Below are 20,313 nucleotides of genomic sequence, written 5' to 3' on the forward strand. Positions count from 1 at the left end.
TTCCCGCTTTTAAACCATACGAATAAGCAAAAGGCAGATCAGGGTTTACTCCTGATCTGCCTTTTTTTTGATATCCATATTTAAAGTTGCTCTCAGCCTTTTAGCGTGAATCCTTCTTGAGCGGGCACATCGACATGCTGCCCTGTCGTCTGGTGCTGTCTAAAGAATAACGGATAGATCGCGAAGGACACCAGCAGACTCACACAACCAATGACGCCTAGAGCAATCATATCTTTGAAGATGTATGTGATATCCAGTCCTTTGAGCGTGATGTTCCGTACAGCATCCAGGTAATACGTCAGTGGCAATATTTCAGCAAGCCCCCGCAAGAAGCCGGGCATTGCTTCCAGCGGCCACGTATAGCCTGACAGCATAAAGGAAGGAACGGCAATCAACATGAGGGTTTGGGTCGCATCCACTCTGGTCTTGGAAAAGAGACTAAACAGGAACCCTAAACCACACAAGGCAAAGTTAAAGGCCAGCGACACCAGAATCAGCGGCAGCACCTGCCCCCTGAACGGGATATCAAAGCATAGGGCGCTAATACTGAATACAGTCAGCACATTAAAGGCTCCCGCCACATAATACGGTGTCAGCTTGGCAATCGCGAGACGCCAAGGGGTATTTTTCCAAGCGGCAAATCTTCCCCAAGTCCCTGCCTCCTTATCCCGCGTACAGGACAACGCAATACCGAGCAGCAAGCACTGCTGGAGAGCCGCAGAAATGACCCCTAACGGCATGAACAGCTTGTAATCATATACCGGGTTGAACAGCACTCTGGACCGGAACGGGATGGTACTCAGCGTCGAGGCGGCCTGATCGGCGTTCATTCCCTTTTGCTTCATGGAATTGACCGATACCCCGGCGCTCACGCTACTAATGACCTGATTGGCAATTCGGCTGGCGCTGTTGGAATACATCATGTTACTTCCGTCAATCAGGGTCAGCACAGGCGGGTTCTCCCATGCTTAAGCCGGGTGGTGAAATTGTCGGGAATGACGATGCCGACCTTGGCTTCCCCAGTTTCCACCTGACGAACCACATCCTCCTGATTGGTGGCCTGCCGTGTAACGGCAAACGAATCTGTCGCATCGAACGCCTGAATGATCTGGCGACTGAGCTGTGAATTGTCTCCGTCATACACCGTGACAGGCATCTCGGTAATCCGCTGATGAGAATACAGGAAGCCAAACAAGATGGTATACACAATCGGTGTAATCAGCAGAATAGCCATAAAGCGTCGATCCCGGAAGATGCTCAGCCATTCCTCACGAAATACATCGCGGATACGAAGTCTTTCCTGTTGATCCTGCATATTACTGCGCCCCTTTGCCTGTAAACAGAACCGTGGAGCCTGTCGGAACCGAAGCCGCAAGATCCGGCAATGCTATTTTAACGCCAAAGGAACGTACATCCTTATCACCGGAGCTTTGGCTCGGTTTTTGAATAGCGAAGTCGGCAGCCGATTCCAGCAAAATAACTTTACCTTTCAGTTCCTTGCCGCCCGACAGCAGTTTAACTTGCACAGCGTCCCCTGGCTGGAGACCATTCAAGGACGTTTCCGGCACATAGAATTTAGCCCAACGCTGCGTCGAAGTTTCAATCGTATAGACCGGGAAGCCTGCACTGGCCATTTCGCCCAAGCTGAGCGATTTGGATTTTACAATGCCGTCCTCAGATGCGCGTAGCGTGGTGTAGCTTAAGTAGGTCTGAGCTTCCTGAAGGGCAGCTTCTGCCTGAGCTACCTGTGCATTGGCACCTGCAACCGCCGACTGTGCCTGCTCTACCGTGGATTGCGCCGCCTTCACAGCAGATTGCGCCTGTTCTACCGAAGCCTGTGCGGCTTTGACATCCTCCTGCTGTAAAGTAACCTTGCCCGCTCCTGCCTGTGCTTCCTTCACCGCAGCCAATGCCTGACGGTATTGTGCTTCAGCCGCCGTGATTTCTTCCTTGCGGCTTCCCTCGCGTACCATATTCAGTTGCTGGGATGCTGAATTGTACTTGGCTTCCGCCTGTTGATGGTCCAGCGTCGCTTGATCCAGTGAGGCTTGGGTTGCTGCCCCGGCTTCTTGAAGCTTTTTGGCACGCTCCAGATTTTTAGTGGTCAAATCCAGCGTTTCCTTGGCAGCCTTCACACTCACTTGTGCTTGCTCCAGCTCTTGCGGTCTTGCGCCGCTCTTGAGGGCATCCAGCTTCGCTTTGGCCGCAGCCGCAGCCGCTTGTGCCTGTTCGATCTGGCTGGATGAAGCCTGTGCAGTCACGCCGACTGCTGTGGTACCTTGGCTCTTTTTGGCCTGAGCTGCACTCACGGTAGCCTGTGCCTGCCCCACTCCCGCTTGAGCCTGCAATACGCCAGCCTTCGCTTTGGACACATTACTCTGGGCTGCCAGCAATGCCGCCTGTGCCTGTTTCACCTTGTCTTCCAGCTCACGGCTTTCCAGATGGGCTAACACCTGCCCTTTTTTCACCTTGTCGCCCTCACTCACGAGCATCTGATCAATACGTCCCGCCATCTTAAAGCTGGCATTGAGCGTATCCGATTCTACATAAGCTGTCGGAATGGAAGAAGACTGATCCGCAGACAGGCTACTGCCACCCTTTTGAAAAGCGGTCAGAGCATAAATCCCTATGGCGATTAAAACAATAAGTACGGCGTAAATCGTATATTTTTTAGCTTTCATGTTCTCATCACTCCATCTGTCTATTAATGATGTATACCCAGCGCATTACAAACAAAAATTTCAATACTCTCCCGAACTTCCTGAAGGTTCATCGTTTCGCCCCAAACCATTGAGCGCATCGGTGCAAAAATGTAAATACCAAATAAGCAATTTGCCGTCGTTTTCGCATCAAGCTTACTCGAAATTTTTCCGTAAAACTTACCGGAGTCGATCTCCGCTTCCATAAAATCAAAATAGTCAGCCAATACCTGCCTGATATTAAAATGCTGCTCCTGCGAAACCCATCCCTTGCTAACTAGCAAACGACAAAAATCCGGCTCTCTTCCAATAAACTCAACGTGTACTTGAATCAGCTTGTGAATCCTCGTTTCTACCTGATCCTTCGGAACCTGAGACATGGTTTCACGGATATCCTGAACAAAGCGCTCCATCCCCATCTTCAAAATATAAATGTACAGATCTTGTTTATTTTTGAAGTTGTAATAAAGGGTCCCTTTAGCAATGCCGCATACCTTGGCGATTTCCTCCATATTGGTTTCATTGAAGCCACGTTCGGAAAAAGCCTTAAGCGCACCGTTAAAAATAATTTCCTTCGTCTGGTTTTTCATGCTTCCTCCTTTTTTGAACTGACCGTCCAGTACAAAAATTATACGTTTATTATAAGCCCATTTTTAGTTATCCAGCAATAGGAAATGTACAAAATAAACAATTTTAGACAGTTCGTCTAAACGGACGTTCTAAAAACGGGAGAATTCAGACATACAAAAAACAGACCGAACAAGTGAGGGGGTCACTTATTCGGTCCGTTATTTTATAAAATCGGCTGGTAAAGGGGTCGCGTATTAAGTTTACCAGCCGCTTTTAAGGGAAGGCGATTATTTTTTTACCGTTTGATTGTATTGCGCAATTTTGCCTGTAATCTCCTGTGCGGCTTGATCCAATGCCTGTTTTGGCTGTTGCTGTCCGCTCAGGACGGCCTCGATTGCACCCTCCACGATTTGACGCGCTTCCGGGAATACGCCCATCACTGCGCCTTGTGTTGCAGTGGATTGCGCCGATGCATGCAATTGGTCAACAGCGGTTTGGAATTGCGGGTATTTCACCATGTTGTCCTTGAGTACCTGCTCGTTATAAGCTGCTTTGGTGATCGGGAAGTATCCCGTGTTCACGCTCCATTGTGCCTGTACAGCCGGGGAAGCAACGAATTTAATGAACTCCCACGCTGCCTTTTGCTGGGCTTCAGGCTTGTTGTTCATGATGTACAAGCTCGCACCGCCTACAACCACGCCGCCTTCTTTAGCTTCATTCGCTCTTGGCAGAAAGCCAGTACCTACCTCGAATTTATCGCCAACCTGCTCCACAATATTACGCAGCGAAGCGGTGGAATCCAGTGTCATGGCAATTTGTCCTGCAGAAAAAGCCTTCGCAGTATCATCGGAGTTACGTCCCAGGTTGGATACAACCTTTTCGTCGATCATTTTCTTCCACCAAGTCAGGGTTTTCACGCCTGCATCCGAATTCAGCAGCGATTCCGTTGCCGCCTGATTGCGTCCGTTGCCATTATTCACATAATCCGCATTCTGATTGGCAAACAACTGCTCCATAAACCAGCCGTAGATGGCGATGGATGCACCGGATTTTCCGTCCTTGCTCAAGGCTTTGGCAGCCTTTTCAAATTCATCATATGTTTTCGGAGGATTAGCCGGGTCAAGTCCCGCCGCTTTAAAAGCATCCTTGTTATAGTACAAGATTGGATTCGATGTATTAAATGGCATTGCATTCAGCTTACCGTCAATGGTGTAATACCGCGTAATATTGGGCTCAAGCTGCGAAAGATCGAACTTGTCTACATCAATAAATTGTTGTACAGGAGTAATCATCTTGGAGTCAATCATGAATTTACTGCCGATTTCATACACCTGAATGATGTCCGGGCCGCTATCGGAACCCAGTGATGCTTTTAGCTTGTTCAAGCTGTCATCATATTTGCCCTGGTATACCGGCTCTACCTGAATGTCCTTGTGGCTGGCGTTAAAGTCAGCGGCGATTTGCTTGATCGCTTTTTCACCGTTACCGGACATGGAATGCCACCAAGTCAGCTTCACCGGAGAACCTGCTGCTGCTCCCGCATCACTACCGTTGCCTGGCTTCTCAGCCGCCGTGTTATTGCTACAGCCTGCTGCAACAACGATTGCAGTGAGGATAAGCAAGGTCAAAGCACTTTTCAGACGAAAAAATCTCATAATCTCTCTTCTCTCCCTTTGATTAAATGATTCTCGCATACAGATTTTCTTGCAATATACTTTGGTGATAATGCTCTGTATATAGGCTGCTTGCGCAGGTGTTACTGTACTTGTGGGTTGTTTAGCCTTTAAGCGCACCCGCTGCCATCCCGCGTACCAACTGCTTCAGACCAAAGATCAGCAGAAGCAGAGACGGTAAAATGACAAGGGCCGTACCCGCGAATACAAGATTCCATGAGGTAGATTCCTGAAATTCGAGCATGGAAATTCCGATCTGTACCGTACGCATATTCTCGCTGTTCGTGATCAACAACGGCCACAAGTACGAATTGTACATATTCAGGAACGAATACACAGCCAATGTTCCGAGCGCCGGGCGCGATAGCGGAAGCACATGGAACAGGAAGTAGCGGACATGTCCGCACCCGTCCATACGAGCCGCCTCGAACAATTCCTTGGGAAGCTGGAGAAAAAATTGCCGCAGCAGGAACGTTCCGAATGCCGTCGCCAGAAACGGAACCGTCAGCCCTTGATAGGTATCCAGCCAATTCCAGCTACGTACAGTTAGATAGTTCGGAATAATGGTCACTTCCCACGGGATCATCATGGTAGCGACAAACATGCTGAATATGAAGTTCTTCCCCTTGAATTCCATTTTGGCAAAGGCATATGCCGCCAAGCTGGCTGTAATCAACTGACCGATCATCGTCAAGCCCGAAATGAGAAAGGTGTTACCGATGAATGCAGCAATCGGAACGATTTCAAACACCTCGGTAAAATTGGCCATATGAAAGGAATGCGGGAAAAAGCTTGGTGGATAGGCACTCGCTTCCTCTGGCGACATAACAGCCATAAAAAATGTATAAATGACCGGATATAAAATCAAAGCAGCCGCAATCGTAAGCAGCACATACAGCAGCGTTGAATTAAGATGTCGTTTCATTGGTAATGCACCTTTCTTTCCACCCATTTGAACTGGATCATCGTAAGCAACAGAATGACGACAAACAGTACAATCGCCTGTGCGCTGCCCGTTCCGAAGCGGAAATTAACGAAGGCTTCCTGATAAATGGAATACACGAACACATTCGTGCTGTTCACCGGACCGCCCTTGGTCAAAATGTTAATTTGAGCAAAGGACTGGAAAGCTCCAATGATGGATACTACGGTTACAAAGAAAATCGTTGGCGACAGCAGCGGCATGGAAATACGCCAAAACGTCACCAGCGGGCCTGCCCCGTCCATTTTGGCACTCTCATACATGTCATCTGGAATCCCTTGAAGTCCACTTGATAAAATAATGTAATTAAAGCCGAGATTCATCCAGATGGTCATGATCGCTACGGAGAACAATGCCCAATCCGGGCTGGTCAGCCACGGAACCGGATTGATATGTAACAGGGAAAGCACATAATTGAACATCCCCAATGTCGGATGAAACAGAAATTTCCAGATGACCGCAGATGAACCGACCGACAACACCATCGGTAACGAAAAAGCGAACTGGAAGATGCGCATCCCTCGCATCTTGCTATGTGTGAGTGCAGCCAGCACCAGCGCCAGTAGAATGCCTAGAGGCACCGTCAGCAGTGCAAACAGGAGAGTAACCTTGATTCCTTGCAGGAATTGACCTGAGCTGAAAAGCGTAGCAAAGTTGTCTAACCCAACATAAGCTGCAACATTTCCTGCCGGATCTGTAGAGTGCAAGCTGAGATAGACCGACTTGATCATCGGGTAAAACATAAATAAAGCAAACAAAATAAGTGATGGAGCCAAAAACGTATACGCCAGCGCGTTTTCGCGCAGTCTCTGAATTTTTAGCGAACCCGTGCGTATGCGGGCTTTAGACGAAGCCTGTTGCTGGCCCCTCGTCCCGAGTCCCAAAGATTTGTTAAGCTCACCCAAAACGGAGCGCCCCTTTCTTTTCAAACCAACCTCAGTAAGTGTATCGTTTCGATGTAAAGGGAACATCAAGCGGGCTGGAGCAAAATGTTAATGTTTCATGCCTTTGTAAAACCTGTCCCACCTAGGTACCTGCACAATGGCACAGACTCCGCATACGATACATCATTATATGAGTATGGAGGTCAGAGGCGAATGCCGTACAACACCGTCAACCCCCAAACCTTATATCAGGCGAGACCGGAATTACAAACAGAACTCAAAAGGGCCCACGATCATCTGCATCACCAATTGGGTCCTTACGTCAATCACACCGTCCGCGTTCAAACGGTGGATCATCATGTGCATGAAGGAAGGATCGTTCACATCGACCGGGATCACTTGTATTTGAGCGTTCCTCACCCGTACCACGCTCCTGCTCCAGGCACCCACGGTACCATGCCACGCTCCGCATCGTTCCTATACCTACAGAAACGTCGTTCTGCCGCTGGTGCTGTACAATCTGCTGGTGGTGACACTGCTGAGCTAACGCTCGATCCATTCCGTCCCAAAACCAAAAAACCTCCACCTTCGTGAACAGCCGACTATCGGCTTATTACGAAGGTGGAGGTTTTACGTATTTATTTTACATTTTATAAACGAATGATTACATATGAAATGCATGATTACTTACATCTATACCCGATTCTTGACCCAGGGCAGCTATAAAATGCTCCAACGCATCTGCTTCCGGCAGGTACTTAAATACTTCACGTGCATTCCGATTCATCAAAATAATATGTTCACTGGAACCCGGATCCAGCACATTCTTTTCCAGCCTGGTCGATGAAATATGGTGATAATTGATAAACTTAAGCCATGGAATGCCAAAAGTGGAAGAATAAAAAATCAGTCGTTTGGATGTCACCGCCAATATTCCGCAACATGTCGTGTCCTGTAGGCTTTGTGGCACATCGTGCGTACACCAAATACATGACCGGATGTGTTCGCCCGCCTCTAAGGTTTCGCTAATGGCTCGCAGCTCTTCTTCCTTTGTTTTCATCCCGTCTCATCTCCTGTTCGAAGCTAAGGAACGAGTCGCTTATATGATGATCTCTGATGAGCTTCTGCGGCTTGTCCCGTCAACCTCATTCATTTTCAGCCAGATTAAGACTTTCACGAATCAGACAAAGACCTACCTCAACTGCTCATTGAAACAAGGATGGATATGTACAATTTAACATGGCTATGGGCAGTAATCAACAAGCAAGCTACCACTCTTTCGGAGCATCATTTCAGTGTCAGAGCTACGCTGGAAGCTGTGTTGGACAGGAATAGGAGTGAATTGAAGGAGGTGATTTTCGGGAACGAGGAATGGTATACGCTCCTTCTTGGTAAGCTAATGTGAGAAAACGTCAGAACGGAGAAGAAGCCTGATGAAATATAACCGATTACTGTCTGCAAGTATCGCTGTTTCCTTGTTCTGTGCCAGCCTATGCCCCACACCCTATACCAATACTGCACAAGCCGCATTGTACGCCTCCCCTGCTCCTACAAAGGGAAGAGCCTATTATGAAGAACGGGGCGACATTGTATGGGAAGTTCCTACCCAACGCAAGGTGATTGCCCTTACATTCGACGACGGACCAGATGAAAGCAAAACGCCCGCCATTCTGAATTTGCTCAAGCAATATGACGCCAAGGCGACTTTTTTTGTCGTTGGCAGCCGCGTAGAAAAACTCCCTGACATTGTGAAGCGGGAACGAAGAGAAGGCCATGAGATTGGAAACCATACCTTCCATCATCCATCCTTTCAGCATATTTCCCGTAACAAAGCTCTTTCCGAGTTGGACCAAGGCCAGGCGAGCATCGTTCAAGCTACCGGTTCGGGAACCCATCTTTTTCGTCCGCCCGGCGGTTCATACACCGATACACTCGTGAAGATATCCAAAGAAGAAGGACAGAAAATGATTTTATGGTCCTGGCATCAGGACACCCTGGATTGGCGAAAACCCGGTGTACACCGGATCGTTAACAAGGTGCTTCGCAATGCCCGCAACGGCGACATCGTCCTCATGCACGATTATGTATATAAAAGTACACAAACCGTTGAAGCCTTAAAAATCATTTTGCCTGAGCTGAAAAAAAGAGGCTTTACCTTCGTCACCATATCTGAATTGCTTGCCAATCGCGAGACACCCGAAGAACTGATTGAGGTTAATAGGTAAAGAGTCTGAAAGCAAAAGCTACTAGTTACCGAAGCCTGAAATTCGGTGGCGCGAGCGGGAAAATGAATTAGGGAGAATGAATAAATGTGCTTAGGATCGCAAAATTGCAACTGCTGTGCATAATCTTAATATGGATACCCGCTTACAGCTTCTCTTTAGTTCGTGCAGAAGCCGAGCCAGCTAAACAAGATGAGGTTATCCCATTTCTTCAAGAGCTGTTTGATGACCGTACCCGGTTGTTGATGGATCAGGATAAAACGCATATCGAGGACCATTATTTATTAAAGGATAAACGAAGCAACTACGTGTACCTTCATGAAATGAACAGAGCGGAATATATTCAGGAATGGGCCAAGCATCGAAAAATGAAATTCATGAATGCAGAAAGCTCCATTCGGATAGCCCGTGCCGAAGTGTTGGGCGATACGGCAAAGGTGTCACTTGTTCAGTCCTTGAAACTGAGTTATGAATATATCGACAGCTATCCCGGTCAGCATGATTTTGGAATTGGAACACGTCATGGCATTACACTGAGAAAAAAAGATAGCCGTTGGTACGTAGAACGTGAATGGTATACAGACCCTCTGGAAGAAAATTCAAAAGAGATTGAAAAGTCCCATTTAAGCTTTATTCCTCATAAAGATCCGGTGCCATCAGAGAAAGTTACTCATAAGTACAACAGAGCCCGCGCCGTTGAATATGCTAACAAGTATGCAGGAATAACATGGGGAGCAGGAAATCGTCAGCGATATAATCAAAAATACCTGGATTATAACTCCAAAGGGGGCGACTGTACCAACTTCTCCTCCCAAGTTATCGGGGACAAGGAGGAAGGCGGAGGGCTGCCTATGAAATCTGGGTGGCATTACTTGTATGGCAACGGTGGAAGCCAAGCCTGGGTTCAAACGGACGCTTTTAAAAATTTTCTGATACGCTCCGGCTATGGAAGAATTATAGGACAAGGAAGCTTCTCCGATATTGTGCATTCGGTGAATGATCGGCAGCAGCACCTTAACAGACCACAGTTGCTGCCAGGTGATTTGATTGCTTACGTATTAAAAGGAGATGTAGACCACTTCTCCGTTGTTGTCGGGTTTGATCAGGCTGGCTATCCTTTAGTCAACTCCCATACGGCAGACCGTTTCAGGGTGCCCTTTGACTTGGGATGGGATAGAAGCACCCAGTATTTGTTGATTCATATACAAGATTAAGCATCTTGAAACCGTTACAATTGTTCATATCCCGGAGGTTGCTGTCATAGGAATAAAGTGGACAGCTTCCAATGGGGTGAAAAAAATTTGAAATTGCCTCTTATATTAAGACAAACCATGATAAGAGCTAATGCAATGATCGTCGTGAAAGCCATAGGCTTGGTCGGAAAAGTATTTATGACACGGCTTGTTGGAGCTGAAGGAATGGGCCTCTACCAGCTAGCCTACTCCTTCTATAGCTTAATATTGATGATTATTTCCGGGGGATTGCCGACAGCTTTGGGTATGTTTACAGCCAAGCATACGGCAAGAGGCTGGCGGTTGTTCAAAATTTTTTCAGTGTTCATGATCCTCACGGGATTGGTATGCAGTGTACTAACCTTTTGGTTCTCAACACCGATCGCTAATTTGCTCGGCTATCCACAGCTCGACTTTGTGATTCGATGCCTCTCCCCTGCTATACTGGCCGTTCCCTTGCTAAGTCTGCTGCGCGGATATTTGCAAGGGCTTGAAAGGTACACTGCGATTGCCCTTTCGGAAATCATAGAGCAAACCGCCCGGATCGGTACTTTAATGTTGCTGGTGCCACTATTTATTCAATCCGGCATCGAGTTTGCTGTAGGCGGAGCGGTACTGGGAACTTTTACAGGCGCATTGTTATCCTTTGCTGTGCTTACTGCTTTTTTTATACATAACCGTCCCTCTGTAGCTTTATCCCCCCCATCAAGTCGAGCAGATTTACCTTTAGTGGTACAAGCTTCCTTTGCTATTGCGCTTACACGCTTGCTCATCCCTGCGTCCGATTTTATGGATGCGATCATCATCCCCCAACGATTACAGGTTGCCGGGGTTTCTTCCAAGGAAGCAGCGGAAATGTTCGGTATTGTCACTGGTATCGGCCTTGTCGTCGCTTATATGCCTACTTTGATTACAGGTGCATTAACACATACGCTCACTATGAAAATAACTGCGGATTGGCAAAATAAGAAATATAATGCATTCTACAAAAAAAGCCACACCGCCATTCAGGTAGCATGGGTCTGGGGATTAGCCTCAGGTTTTTTCATTTTTGAATATGCCCCAGAAATCTCCCTATTTGTTTTTGGTATACAAAATGCCGAAATCCCCATTAAATCGTTGGCTATGTTACCACTACTCGTCGGATTGCGGGAAATTACAACAAGCATCTTATGGGCACAAAATCGAAAGAAAACTCCCTTTATTGGCCTTTGCACAGGTGTACTTGCCAATTTCATTATTCTTTACTCCATAGTTGCCATTCCCGAGTTCGGGTATACCGGCATGTCCCTGGGAATCATAACACTGGAGCTGATCGCAACAGGCTGGAATTTCAAAACGCTAAAGCTCTTCCAACGAGCCAAATCCCGTGCAGGCATTGTGCTATTAGTGGATATTCTCGTTTTTGAAGCCATTCTTATCGTGGTTACGCTGTGTTCCAAGGCGTTATCCTCATTGGGCTGGCCGGAGACGGTTCATATTATTGTGGAGGCATTTCATTACTGCTTTTGGTGTGCTCTGTATTTGAAAGTACGATTAAAGAGCGTTTTCGAAGATTAGCTGTAAAAAGGAAATCAAGTAAAAAGGCCTCCCACAAGTTTATTGAACTCGTGAGAAGCCTTTTTTCTATTTCAATGCTAGCATTTAGCTATTTGTCACCATTCTTTTGTCGAGCTGCTCAAGTACAATCGGCCATGCCTGTTCATGTTGGTTCCTTGAATTCTCGTCTGGAAAACCTGCGTGCGTTAAGCGAAGTTGTGTACCATTGCCGCTAAGTTCAAGCTCAACGGTGAGCACCGTTTCAGCCCCCTTAGTCCCCCTTCCCCGGTAACCCAGGTCAGTTCGATCAGGCGATCCTGCTCAAGTCTTAGAAATCTCCCGTAATGTGGATGGCGATTCCCTTCAAAATGCGTTTCAAAAAAGAAGACCGTGTTCACCTTTCCCTCCATGAATACCGTCCCTGGGGCTGCAAACCAACGGTCAAACTGCTTCGTCCACGCTTGATACAACACATGAGGCGACGCCTCCATTTTTCGCTCAACTGTTAGATTATGCGGTCTTTGTGAAAGATCTGGCAAAGAAATAGATAGTGTCATTTCATCTTCAATCCCTTCAGTCAAACAGCATATAGATTTTCTCTACATCATTATAACCATAAATTAGAGGTATTTACCAAAAGCGCTCCTCCCTCAACATCTCTCTATCAAAAAGCCCCGGTCTATATAAAGCGGGGCTTTGCCATTTTACTTCATAGCTATACTTTTCAGTCCAATGATTTGGAGGCCAGCCATGCCATCATCGTTGTTTTCTTTCCGTTAATCACCTTCGATACTTCGTTGTTATACACGTAAATCCAGGACCAATGGCCATTGTATTCATACGGTGTTTTGTCGCTCTTCTTGTACAAACCAGAAGTATCCACTACGTTATCAAATAATGACATATGAACATCCTTCGCTCCGGCATTCACTAAACGGTTGTAGGTCGGAATCATATAATCGTTGGGCGGTACTATGGTGTCGGTTTTGGCAGCCACAAACCAGATCGGCAGATCCTTCATTTCGCTAATTTGTTCATCGGTTATAAGACTATCCTTCAAGGCTTCACACACGACCATAGCTGCTGCAAAATAGTCTTTATAATCACGGATCATCAGCATAGTCATATAACCGCCGTTGGAGTCTCCGCCAATGTAGATTCGATCTGTATCAATATCTTTGTTCTTGGCCACGTAATCCTTAATTAAGGACATCAATGCTTGCTCATATTTGGAGCTTCCGTCTCCAAAGCCTGTAAAACCATCCATCCAGTAGGTTGGAGTCTGAGGCGCCAACACATAAGCCCCACCAAAATAGGATTGAATATCCTTAGAAGCAAAATTCGCTGCTTTATTGCCGGAAATCGGAATGGTTGGATCTGTGCCTCCCTCTCCCATACCGTGCAGCCAGATCACTAGAGGGTTTTTCACTTTGTCTTTTGCCGGCGTATAGTCCGCATAGGTTAAAGTAACCCCGTCAAAAGAAGCTTTTCCAGTTTTAAATTGGTCAACAAGCTTACGTATCTCACCTGTGGAAGTATCAATCTTCAAGCCGGAAATCGTTCCTGATTTGGTTTTAATAGCTTTTTGCTGCGTGATCGTGTATTTGTTATCATTCCATCCGTTAAACCCGGAACCTGCATCATAATGAATAGCGGAGCCTAATGTTATGGTTGGGCCGATCTCCATTTCCAACACAACGTAGTTTCCGGTTTTCTTTACAGGGTTGCCGCTTTTGTCCGATACATAGGCCTTGATGACCTTCCGGTTGCCTTTCTCAATAAAGGGATTTACCAGCCTGCTATCGCTTCTTTCTACATGCACCTTAAATGTATCCTTTGTTATCGCATCTTTAGGTACCGGCTTATCCAGGTTAACAATGATCTTCGTAATGGTTGCTCCCCAATCCTTAACTTCTGCAACCGTCCGATATGAGGTAGACTGTATCTTTGCATCCTTGGCCCATGCACCAGAACTGAAAGCAAGGGTCGTACCAACAACCAGAGTTAATAACATAGTTGTTTTAGCAACCTTTCTAAACCGTTTAAACATAATGTCTTACCCCCCAGGTCCATTTATAAAACGCTTACATTATTTATTTTAATGATTTCTTTTATTTGCATCCCGCCTTTTATTAACCTAATTAAGGTCAATTACTGACTCCTGGCCCCAGCATACCTCTTGTTCTCTTTCGATATTGATGTGGTGTAACCTGATAAACCTTCTTAAATACCCTGGCAAAAGATTTCTCGTTCGGAAACCCGTGCTCCAGCGCAATTTGGATGACGGAATGATCCGTATTCATAAGAACACGAAAAGATCTCTCCAGACGGATGGCATTGATATATTGAAATAGGGTCATGCCTACATGCTTGACAAAAAAACGGGACAAATATTCTGGAGATAACCCAAAAACCTGGGCTATGGAATCCAGGGATAAGCTTTGATCGTAATTCTCTTGGATATAATCAGTTATCAACGTCAGCCGTTCCAAATATTTATTGGAATTAAAGCCACGGATAGATTCGTTGTCAATTTTAAAATGCATTAATAAAAGATACACCAGCTTATAAGATAGCGACGTTAAATGGATATGTGCTAAAGGGTCATTATGCTGGTTGAGGTAAGTTGCAAATAATGTGTTTAGCAAATCACGCAGCTCCGCAAATTGCTGAAATCTCTGCTCGTTGGTTTCAAAAATAGATATACAGTCAAATGAAACGGGATTACTGCTGTTAACATTTTCTCTAATAAATCCAGAAGGAATCAGAACGGTTATAGCCTCTCTTCCTTTTCCCTTAGCCACAGAAAAGGAATGAATAGCATTCGAATTGATGAGTACAATATCTCCTTCTTTGGAGCTATAATTCGCACCATCAATGTAAATATTGTCGATTCTTCCTGAAAGCACATAGGATATTTCTACGCTGTCGTGCCAATGCCTAGGTATGTATGCTGGTTCATTTGAGGAATGAACTATAATTTTTAACGGAAAACGATTGTCTGTCTGGACCAGCTCATATTTGTACTCCAAGTTTGTCGCTCCTCTCAGATGTGAACATAATAAATAGAAGAAAATGGCTTCAGCAGAGTGCCGAAACCACTTGTATTTAACCTTCCTCTCTCTATAAACAAAAAACCTAAGTATAACAAAATACAAGATCCTTAGATCTTAACATTTTGTTCCTTAGGTTTTGCCTGCGTAACAGTAACAATCCTAATGCTATTCATTTAAGTAAGCTAAGTATATAGTGGGTTAAAATTTATGTCAACGCTTTCATTTTGATTTTTAGTGTTTTAAGTCCACCGATATACCACTGCATTCAAACCACCTCAAAATAGAACATTCGCTCTTATTATATGCAAACATACGTTCTGTATTGAACACATAAAAAACGCTGGTGCTAATTGCCAGAGTTCTCCTGTCCATCTTAACAACAACCACTGCCATTAACATTGACAGTGGTTATCATTACTATATAGACACCAAATATGGTGCTCTTCCCTTAAATTGCACAACCTCACGAATACCTACACTATGGAGCATCTCTATTGCTTCCGCAAAGCCTTGCTCAACATCCCCTACTTGATGTGCATCCGAACCAATGGATACCGCTCTGCCGCCTAAATTCACATACATGTCGAGAATATACGGATGAGGGTGAATCCAGCCTTGTCGATATAGTCCTGTCGTATTCAGCTCAAGAACCTTTTCCTTCTCGATGATTAGCTTCAAAATATCATACAAAACAGGTTTGCAAGCCACAATATCTTCTTCATCAACTGGATAAGTCGTATATCTCGTAACATAATCCAAATGGGCAACGATATCATAATTATCCATCTGGTCGACAGCCTCTCTTACCTGCATAAAATAGTGTTTAAGCCTTTGCTGGATAGGCAGATCATGATAAGCCTTTTCGGAAAAGTCAAGGTAACCATCATTATGCGCAGAAAGCAAAATGACGTCAAACTCGCGCTGAGCCAAATATTCGTTTATGACGTCTTTATAGTCGCTTCGAAAGCCAACCTCGATGCCTTTGCGAATCTCCATAGGATAACGCAGTAATAGCTCTTCCACTTCTCTATGGTAGCTCTTCCAGTCAATATGAACATCCTGCTTGAAATATTTGCAATCATACTCTAAATGGTCTGTCGTAACGATAGCAGGCTTCCCCAGTGCGAGCGCATATCGCACAAGCTCCTCCAGCGTTGAGTTGGAGTCAGGCGAATAGGAGGAATGCACATGCTGATCGATTAAGAAATTGGGTATTGTCATCCTTTACTCCTTCTATTTCTATTGAAACTGCAAAAGATTGCGCCCTTCGTCTGTCATATCGAATAGATGGAATTTATTTGGCCTGATGCCGATCGAGACCGTCTCGCGCTCCTTTAGCAGTTTCTCGTTATCGGTCAGTAAACGAATCATAATATCGGACTGTCCAGCTGGATCCGTCATTTTAACTAATTGCCCATTACCTAAATGCTCAATAAGATCAATTTCTAGCATAATAGATGCTTCATGGGGCTGCTCCGGAAAGAACAAATCATGAGGACGTACGCCCAGCTTAACCGCTTTCCCTATGTGCTGCTCCCCAACCCTGCGCGCCGGAGGGATTTCCAATTCGAACAGTTTCGTCTTCACCCACTGCCGGTTCTCTCTCAGCTCCACTGTTCCGTCAATCAAATTCATAGGCGGATTGCCTAGAAAGCTTGCGACGAACAGGTTAGACGGATGATGGAATAGTTCATTCGGGGGTGCGTATTGCTGAATTTTTCCGCCGTTCAGAATAGCTACCCGATCAGAGATGGCTAAAGCTTCCTCTTGGTCATGCGTGACAATAATAGTCGTTACTCCTAATTTGCGTTGGATTTTCCGAATTTCATCTCGTACATCCAATTTTAATCGCGCATCTAAATTGGACATCGGCTCATCCAGTAGTAAAATTTCCGGGTCCTTAGACAATGCTCGCGCCATGGCGACACGCTGCTGCTGGCCGCCTGATAGCTGCGAAGGCTTGCGATCGAGCAGATGATCGATTTGCAAAATTTTACTCGTTTGCAGAGCACGCTCGTACGCATCCTTCTTAGACATTTTCCGCTCGCGAAGCGGAAACGCGATGTTGTCACGAACCGTCAAATGAGGATAAAGCGCATAGGACTGGAACACCATACCAATATTTCGATCCTTCGGCTCCACATGATTGACAAGCTTATCCTTAAAATAAATTTCCCCGGAAGTTGGCTTCAGTAACCCAGCCAGCATCATAAGTGTAGTCGTTTTCCCGCAGCCTGAAGGACCTAGCAGCGCAACAAATTCACCTTTTGCAATTTCAAGATTCAACCCGTCAACTGCACGGCTTTCGTTTTGCTTACCATCATAGTTTTTCACGATATTTACAAGAGAAATCATACCTGCTTTGCTCCTCCCAAATTGACCTTCAGGAATACTTTTTGAGTAAAGATATAGAACACAACTAGCGGAATCGTGTAAAACAAACCAATCGCCGTGATCAATCCATAGTTCATAATGACATTTTCCTTCGTTACCAGACGAGACAGATAGCCAGCCAGCGTCAGCATATTGTCATCGAATATGAAAAGCTTGAATAGAAACCATTCGCCGTAGGCGCCTAAGAAGGCGAACACTGCAATCGCCCCGATGCCTGGCAATACATACGGAACGAGCACCTTCATGAGGGCTCTAAATCTCGTACATCCATCGACCATAGCCGCCCATTCCAAGTCCCACGGTACCTCGTCGAAGAAACCTTTCATAATATACACTCTGCCTGGCAATGATCCTGATATCGCAACGAGAATAACGCCTAAGTATGTGTTCACCAGATTCATTTGAACAAGGATGAAAAAGGTAGCGATAATGAGCGTAATGCCTGGAAATGAGCGCATTAGGAACAGGAACTTCATTGCGCCCAGCTTTCCTTTGAAATCGAGCCTGGAGAATGCATATGCGGCAGGTACGGCAATAAAAATTTCAATCACCACAATAAGAAACGAATAGACTAATGTATTTAGAACAATAGGCCAAATCGCCGGCAGGTTAACCCCCGCATACTCGACAGGTTCTTTGACAAATTGAAGTTCTCCAGTGAAAATTGGCCTGTCGTGCTATTAAAGGTTGCCGAGAGAAAATACCATATAATCATTCCAACGATAGGCATGGTGAATAACAGCAGATATGTGTGCACGAGCAGCTTTTTTACAGTAGTTGTCGACATCTTGGCCCTCCTAATCTTCAATGCGTGATGGCTTGATCATTTCATCGAAATCAAACAGCCTCAGCAGCCATAATGTCAAAATAAGCGAGATCAGAACTACCACAAGAGAAAGAGCGGCACCGTAGCCATAATATTTTAAATTAAAGGCCTGCTGATACGCATATAAAGATAACGTTGTCGTGTCTCGCATAGGCCCGCCATTGGTCAGTAGCAAGATGAAGAAATAGGAGGACACAAAACCGATAAGGTCGGATATCGTAATATACATTAACGGCCATTTTAATGAAGGAAGGATAATTTTAGTGATGACCGATTTTTCACTTGCTCCATCTACTTTGGCAGCCTTATACAAATCTTCAGGTATGGAGCTAATTGCAGCCGATAACAGAATCATGCCGCCTGAAGTTGTAGATACAATGGTAGCAATGATCACGACAGCCATAGCGATTTTCGTAAACCACGAAATGGGATCGCCATCTGGCTGGAATAAGAGCAGAACCTTATTGATAAACCCCTCATCCGTAGGATCAAATAAATATTTCCAGAACGTAACATATACAACAGCAGGAATGATGCTCGGAATTAACCATAGGACACGATAAATGACTGCCGTAAATTTACCCTTCAAGAAGTATTGGGTCGCAATCGATATAAATAAACCAAAGAACAAAGAGAACACGAGCGTAATAACTGCAAATATGAAAGTGTTCCATAAAATTTGAGGCATGCTGTAATCGGAAAATATTCGCTTGAAATTATCCAAACCAACAAAGTTGATTTTCATTGAAGCATTCAAATCCGTGAAGGACATGATAATGGTCGCAATAGCCGGAAGAATAAAAAAGACTAGCACCAGAAGAGCAAAGGGCATAATGAATAAATATGGGTACACTTTCTTGGTAAAAGGCTTCTTGTAAGCCGTCTTGGTCAAAGCCACTGGGATCTCCATAATGAGATCTGCACCTGCTTCCTATAAAGAAAATATACAGAAAAGGTGCTCATGCAAGCAGAGCACCTTTTCTGTATCATCGTTATTCTACAATGAGACTGTCCGCTGGTACATTTTGTTGTACATCCTTTTTGAATAGCTCATAGGCTTGAGATGCTGTTCGACCTTTTGTCAGAATAGCATCAATTCCAAGCGTAAAAGATTTCATATAGACCGCATAATCCATTTGAGCCGGGCGAGTTTTCGTAAAATCGATTAAATAAGCATGATCTTTGTAGAAGCTCATTTTTTGGAAGCGAGGATCCTCCTGTGCTGCCGCCGTTACAGGCAGCTTGCCGCTCTTAAGCGTATGATTAATCTGCAGATCTGCATCCAGCACATGCTCAATCAGCCTTTGAACATAAGGCATCTTTTCATCATCCACATTAGCTCCTACATAGATCATCGCAGGATTGCTGTAGGATACAGGCTTTCCTCCCTGCTGAACTGACGGAACCGGAATCCAGATGGCATTTTCCTTAAACCATTTTTCATAGCCAGCCAAGTCATCATCCATGCCAAGTTGCTTACGCATGACTTGATAAAATTCAGTACGGGCAAATTCAGCGAATAACTGGCCTTTAATGAACAGCTCCGCAGCCTTGTCCGTATCAATATCAGCAATCCCCTCCGTGACTACGCCGCGTTGCAGCGCGTCATACCAAAACTCATAGACCTTCTGCGTATTTGGCGACAGCACCATCTTGTTCTGTTCCGCATTATAATTGAAGTTGCCGAATGTATAATTCCAGCCCTCAAATCGGGTATCTTCAACTCCAAAGCCTACCTTAACCAGCTTTTGCTTAACAGCCGCATCTGCAAGATCAACAAGCTCGCCGAATGTAAAACTGCCGGCATCAACGCGAGCCTTCAGCTCATCGATTTGTGCGGCTGTCCAGCCCAAGCCTTCCAGTGCCTTTCGGCTAATGAATACGGGAGAAGCGTCCATATCCTGAATAACGCCATAGTAGTGGTTTTGGTACTTCATAATGTTATCGTAGGATTTTGGCATGTTTTTGAACACATCGGATGTCCCAACCCAATCCACATCGCGGATTAGACCGGCGTTCAACTGCCACCCAATATCTACGCTGGAGTTAATAAACACATCTGCTACTTTTTTAGCTTGCGCTTGCAAAATCAGCTCATCATCGCCAACGCCAGGCCACCAGTCTATTTTGATCTGCACATTTTCCGACTTCAATTCTTCGTTCAAACGCTTTTCTGCTTCTATAAAATTGTCCTTACGCGCTCCCATGTGTTCTCACGAACGGAGATCACGACCTC

17 protein-coding genes and 2 pseudogenes are annotated in these 20,313 nt (G+C 45.4%); 4 read left to right on the forward strand and 15 right to left on the reverse strand.

Translation table 11 applies throughout. The features are described from left to right. Positions 1-92: 92 nt before the first annotated feature. From ASL14_RS05450 to ASL14_RS05475, 6 genes and pseudogenes are all read right to left on the reverse strand, one after another. Positions 93-1,315, reverse strand: a pseudogene (locus ASL14_RS05450) (ABC transporter permease). Position 1,316: 1 nt separating this feature from the next. Then, positions 1,317-2,681: an HlyD family secretion protein gene (locus ASL14_RS05455; RefSeq protein WP_134910744.1), complete on the reverse strand. Its 1,365-nt coding sequence runs from the start codon at positions 2,679-2,681 to the stop codon at positions 1,317-1,319. 23 nt (positions 2,682-2,704) lie between these two features. Further along, positions 2,705-3,289 (reverse strand): TetR/AcrR family transcriptional regulator, encoded by a 585-nt coding sequence (locus ASL14_RS05460; protein WP_134910745.1) that lies wholly within the window; start codon positions 3,287-3,289, stop codon positions 2,705-2,707. A 267-nt stretch (positions 3,290-3,556) separates the two neighbouring features. Further along, the gene (locus tag ASL14_RS05465; RefSeq protein ID WP_134910746.1) at positions 3,557-4,924 is read right to left on the reverse strand and encodes an ABC transporter substrate-binding protein; all 1,368 of its coding nucleotides are present in this window, start codon (positions 4,922-4,924) and stop codon (positions 3,557-3,559) included. Positions 4,925-5,045: 121 nt separating this feature from the next. Beyond that, positions 5,046-5,867 (reverse strand): carbohydrate ABC transporter permease, encoded by an 822-nt coding sequence (locus ASL14_RS05470; protein ID WP_025685222.1) that lies wholly within the window; start codon positions 5,865-5,867, stop codon positions 5,046-5,048. After that, a complete protein-coding gene (locus ASL14_RS05475; protein WP_134910747.1) occupies positions 5,864-6,829 on the reverse strand; it encodes a carbohydrate ABC transporter permease in 966 nt (321 codons plus the stop codon). The genes ASL14_RS05470 and ASL14_RS05475 overlap by 4 nt, the downstream gene beginning before the upstream one ends. Before the next feature lie 192 nt (positions 6,830-7,021). Between ASL14_RS05475 and ASL14_RS05480 the strand changes: the two genes are divergently transcribed. Further along, positions 7,022-7,402: a hypothetical protein gene (locus ASL14_RS05480; RefSeq protein ID WP_223264206.1), complete on the forward strand. Its 381-nt coding sequence runs from the start codon at positions 7,022-7,024 to the stop codon at positions 7,400-7,402. Between the two features lie 70 nt (positions 7,403-7,472). Here ASL14_RS05480 and ASL14_RS05485 read toward each other — a convergent pair whose 3' ends face one another. Then, positions 7,473-7,868 carry a PH domain-containing protein gene (locus tag ASL14_RS05485; RefSeq protein ID WP_134910748.1) on the reverse strand — a complete coding sequence of 132 codons (396 nt, stop codon included), beginning with the start codon at positions 7,866-7,868 and terminating at the stop codon, positions 7,473-7,475. A 373-nt stretch (positions 7,869-8,241) separates the two neighbouring features. Here ASL14_RS05485 and ASL14_RS05490 point away from each other — a divergent pair, with 373 nt between their 5' ends. The 3 genes from ASL14_RS05490 to ASL14_RS05500 all read left to right on the forward strand — a co-directional run bounded on the left by ASL14_RS05490 (position 8,242) and on the right by ASL14_RS05500 (position 11,822). Continuing rightward, positions 8,242-9,033, forward strand: coding sequence for a polysaccharide deacetylase family protein (locus ASL14_RS05490; protein ID WP_134910749.1), 792 nt, complete (start codon positions 8,242-8,244; stop codon positions 9,031-9,033). Between the two features lie 86 nt (positions 9,034-9,119). Then, the gene (locus ASL14_RS05495; protein WP_134910750.1) at positions 9,120-10,244 is read left to right on the forward strand and encodes an amidase domain-containing protein; all 1,125 of its coding nucleotides are present in this window, start codon (positions 9,120-9,122) and stop codon (positions 10,242-10,244) included. 117 nt (positions 10,245-10,361) lie between these two features. Beyond that, complete coding sequence (locus tag ASL14_RS05500) at positions 10,362-11,822, forward strand: oligosaccharide flippase family protein (protein ID WP_134914405.1); 1,461 nt, start codon at positions 10,362-10,364, stop codon at positions 11,820-11,822. 84 nt (positions 11,823-11,906) lie between these two features. On the opposite strand, the pseudogene ASL14_RS05505 reads toward ASL14_RS05500, so the two are convergent. From ASL14_RS05505 to ASL14_RS05540, 8 genes and pseudogenes are all read right to left on the reverse strand, one after another. After that, a pseudogene (locus ASL14_RS05505) lies at positions 11,907-12,358 on the reverse strand (SRPBCC family protein). 167 nt (positions 12,359-12,525) lie between these two features. Then, a complete protein-coding gene (locus ASL14_RS05510; RefSeq protein WP_134910751.1) occupies positions 12,526-13,851 on the reverse strand; it encodes a prolyl oligopeptidase family serine peptidase in 1,326 nt (441 codons plus the stop codon). A gap of 97 nt (positions 13,852-13,948) precedes the next feature. Next, complete coding sequence (locus tag ASL14_RS05515) at positions 13,949-14,833, reverse strand: AraC family transcriptional regulator (RefSeq protein ID WP_223264207.1); 885 nt, start codon at positions 14,831-14,833, stop codon at positions 13,949-13,951. 441 nt (positions 14,834-15,274) lie between these two features. Beyond that, positions 15,275-16,078, reverse strand: a complete 804-nt coding sequence (locus tag ASL14_RS05520; protein WP_134910752.1) for a histidinol-phosphatase HisJ family protein — start codon at positions 16,076-16,078, stop codon at positions 15,275-15,277. 18 nt (positions 16,079-16,096) lie between these two features. After that, positions 16,097-17,212, reverse strand: coding sequence for an ABC transporter ATP-binding protein (locus ASL14_RS05525; RefSeq protein WP_134910753.1), 1,116 nt, complete (start codon positions 17,210-17,212; stop codon positions 16,097-16,099). Next, a complete protein-coding gene (locus ASL14_RS05530; protein ID WP_189338233.1) occupies positions 17,209-17,805 on the reverse strand; it encodes a carbohydrate ABC transporter permease in 597 nt (198 codons plus the stop codon). Before ASL14_RS05530 ends, ASL14_RS05525 begins: the two co-directional genes overlap by 4 nt. Positions 17,806-18,048: 243 nt before the next feature. Beyond that, positions 18,049-18,987 carry a carbohydrate ABC transporter permease gene (locus ASL14_RS05535; RefSeq protein WP_134910755.1) on the reverse strand — a complete coding sequence of 313 codons (939 nt, stop codon included), beginning with the start codon at positions 18,985-18,987 and terminating at the stop codon, positions 18,049-18,051. Positions 18,988-19,069: 82 nt separating this feature from the next. Further along, positions 19,070-20,242: an extracellular solute-binding protein gene (locus ASL14_RS05540; protein WP_189338234.1), complete on the reverse strand. Its 1,173-nt coding sequence runs from the start codon at positions 20,240-20,242 to the stop codon at positions 19,070-19,072. Positions 20,243-20,313 lie beyond the last annotated feature (71 nt).

This window comes from Paenibacillus sp. IHB B 3084, assembly GCF_001447315.1.
Taxonomy (GTDB): Bacteria; Bacillota; Bacilli; order Paenibacillales; family Paenibacillaceae; genus Paenibacillus.

What these genes read in the sequence shown, in the direction of transcription:
- ASL14_RS05455 (WP_134910744.1), bottom strand. Translation starts at nt 2,681, where the DNA reads ATGAAAGCTAAAAAATATACGATTTACGCCGTACTTATTGTTTTAATC.
- ASL14_RS05460 (WP_134910745.1), bottom strand. Translation starts at nt 3,289, where the DNA reads ATGAAAAACCAGACGAAGGAAATTATTTTTAACGGTGCGCTTAAGGCT.
- ASL14_RS05465 (WP_134910746.1), bottom strand. Translation starts at nt 4,924, where the DNA reads ATGAGATTTTTTCGTCTGAAAAGTGCTTTGACCTTGCTTATCCTCACT.
- ASL14_RS05470 (WP_025685222.1), bottom strand. Translation starts at nt 5,867, where the DNA reads ATGAAACGACATCTTAATTCAACGCTGCTGTATGTGCTGCTTACGATT.
- ASL14_RS05480 (WP_223264206.1), top strand. Translation starts at nt 7,022, where the DNA reads ATGCCGTACAACACCGTCAACCCCCAAACCTTATATCAGGCGAGACCG.
- ASL14_RS05485 (WP_134910748.1), bottom strand. Translation starts at nt 7,868, where the DNA reads ATGAAAACAAAGGAAGAAGAGCTGCGAGCCATTAGCGAAACCTTAGAG.
- ASL14_RS05490 (WP_134910749.1), top strand. Translation starts at nt 8,242, where the DNA reads ATGAAATATAACCGATTACTGTCTGCAAGTATCGCTGTTTCCTTGTTC.
- ASL14_RS05500 (WP_134914405.1), top strand. Translation starts at nt 10,362, where the DNA reads ATGATAAGAGCTAATGCAATGATCGTCGTGAAAGCCATAGGCTTGGTC.
- ASL14_RS05510 (WP_134910751.1), bottom strand. Translation starts at nt 13,851, where the DNA reads ATGTTTAAACGGTTTAGAAAGGTTGCTAAAACAACTATGTTATTAACT.
- ASL14_RS05520 (WP_134910752.1), bottom strand. Translation starts at nt 16,078, where the DNA reads ATGACAATACCCAATTTCTTAATCGATCAGCATGTGCATTCCTCCTAT.
- ASL14_RS05525 (WP_134910753.1), bottom strand. Translation starts at nt 17,212, where the DNA reads ATGATTTCTCTTGTAAATATCGTGAAAAACTATGATGGTAAGCAAAAC.
- ASL14_RS05535 (WP_134910755.1), bottom strand. Translation starts at nt 18,987, where the DNA reads ATGGAGATCCCAGTGGCTTTGACCAAGACGGCTTACAAGAAGCCTTTT.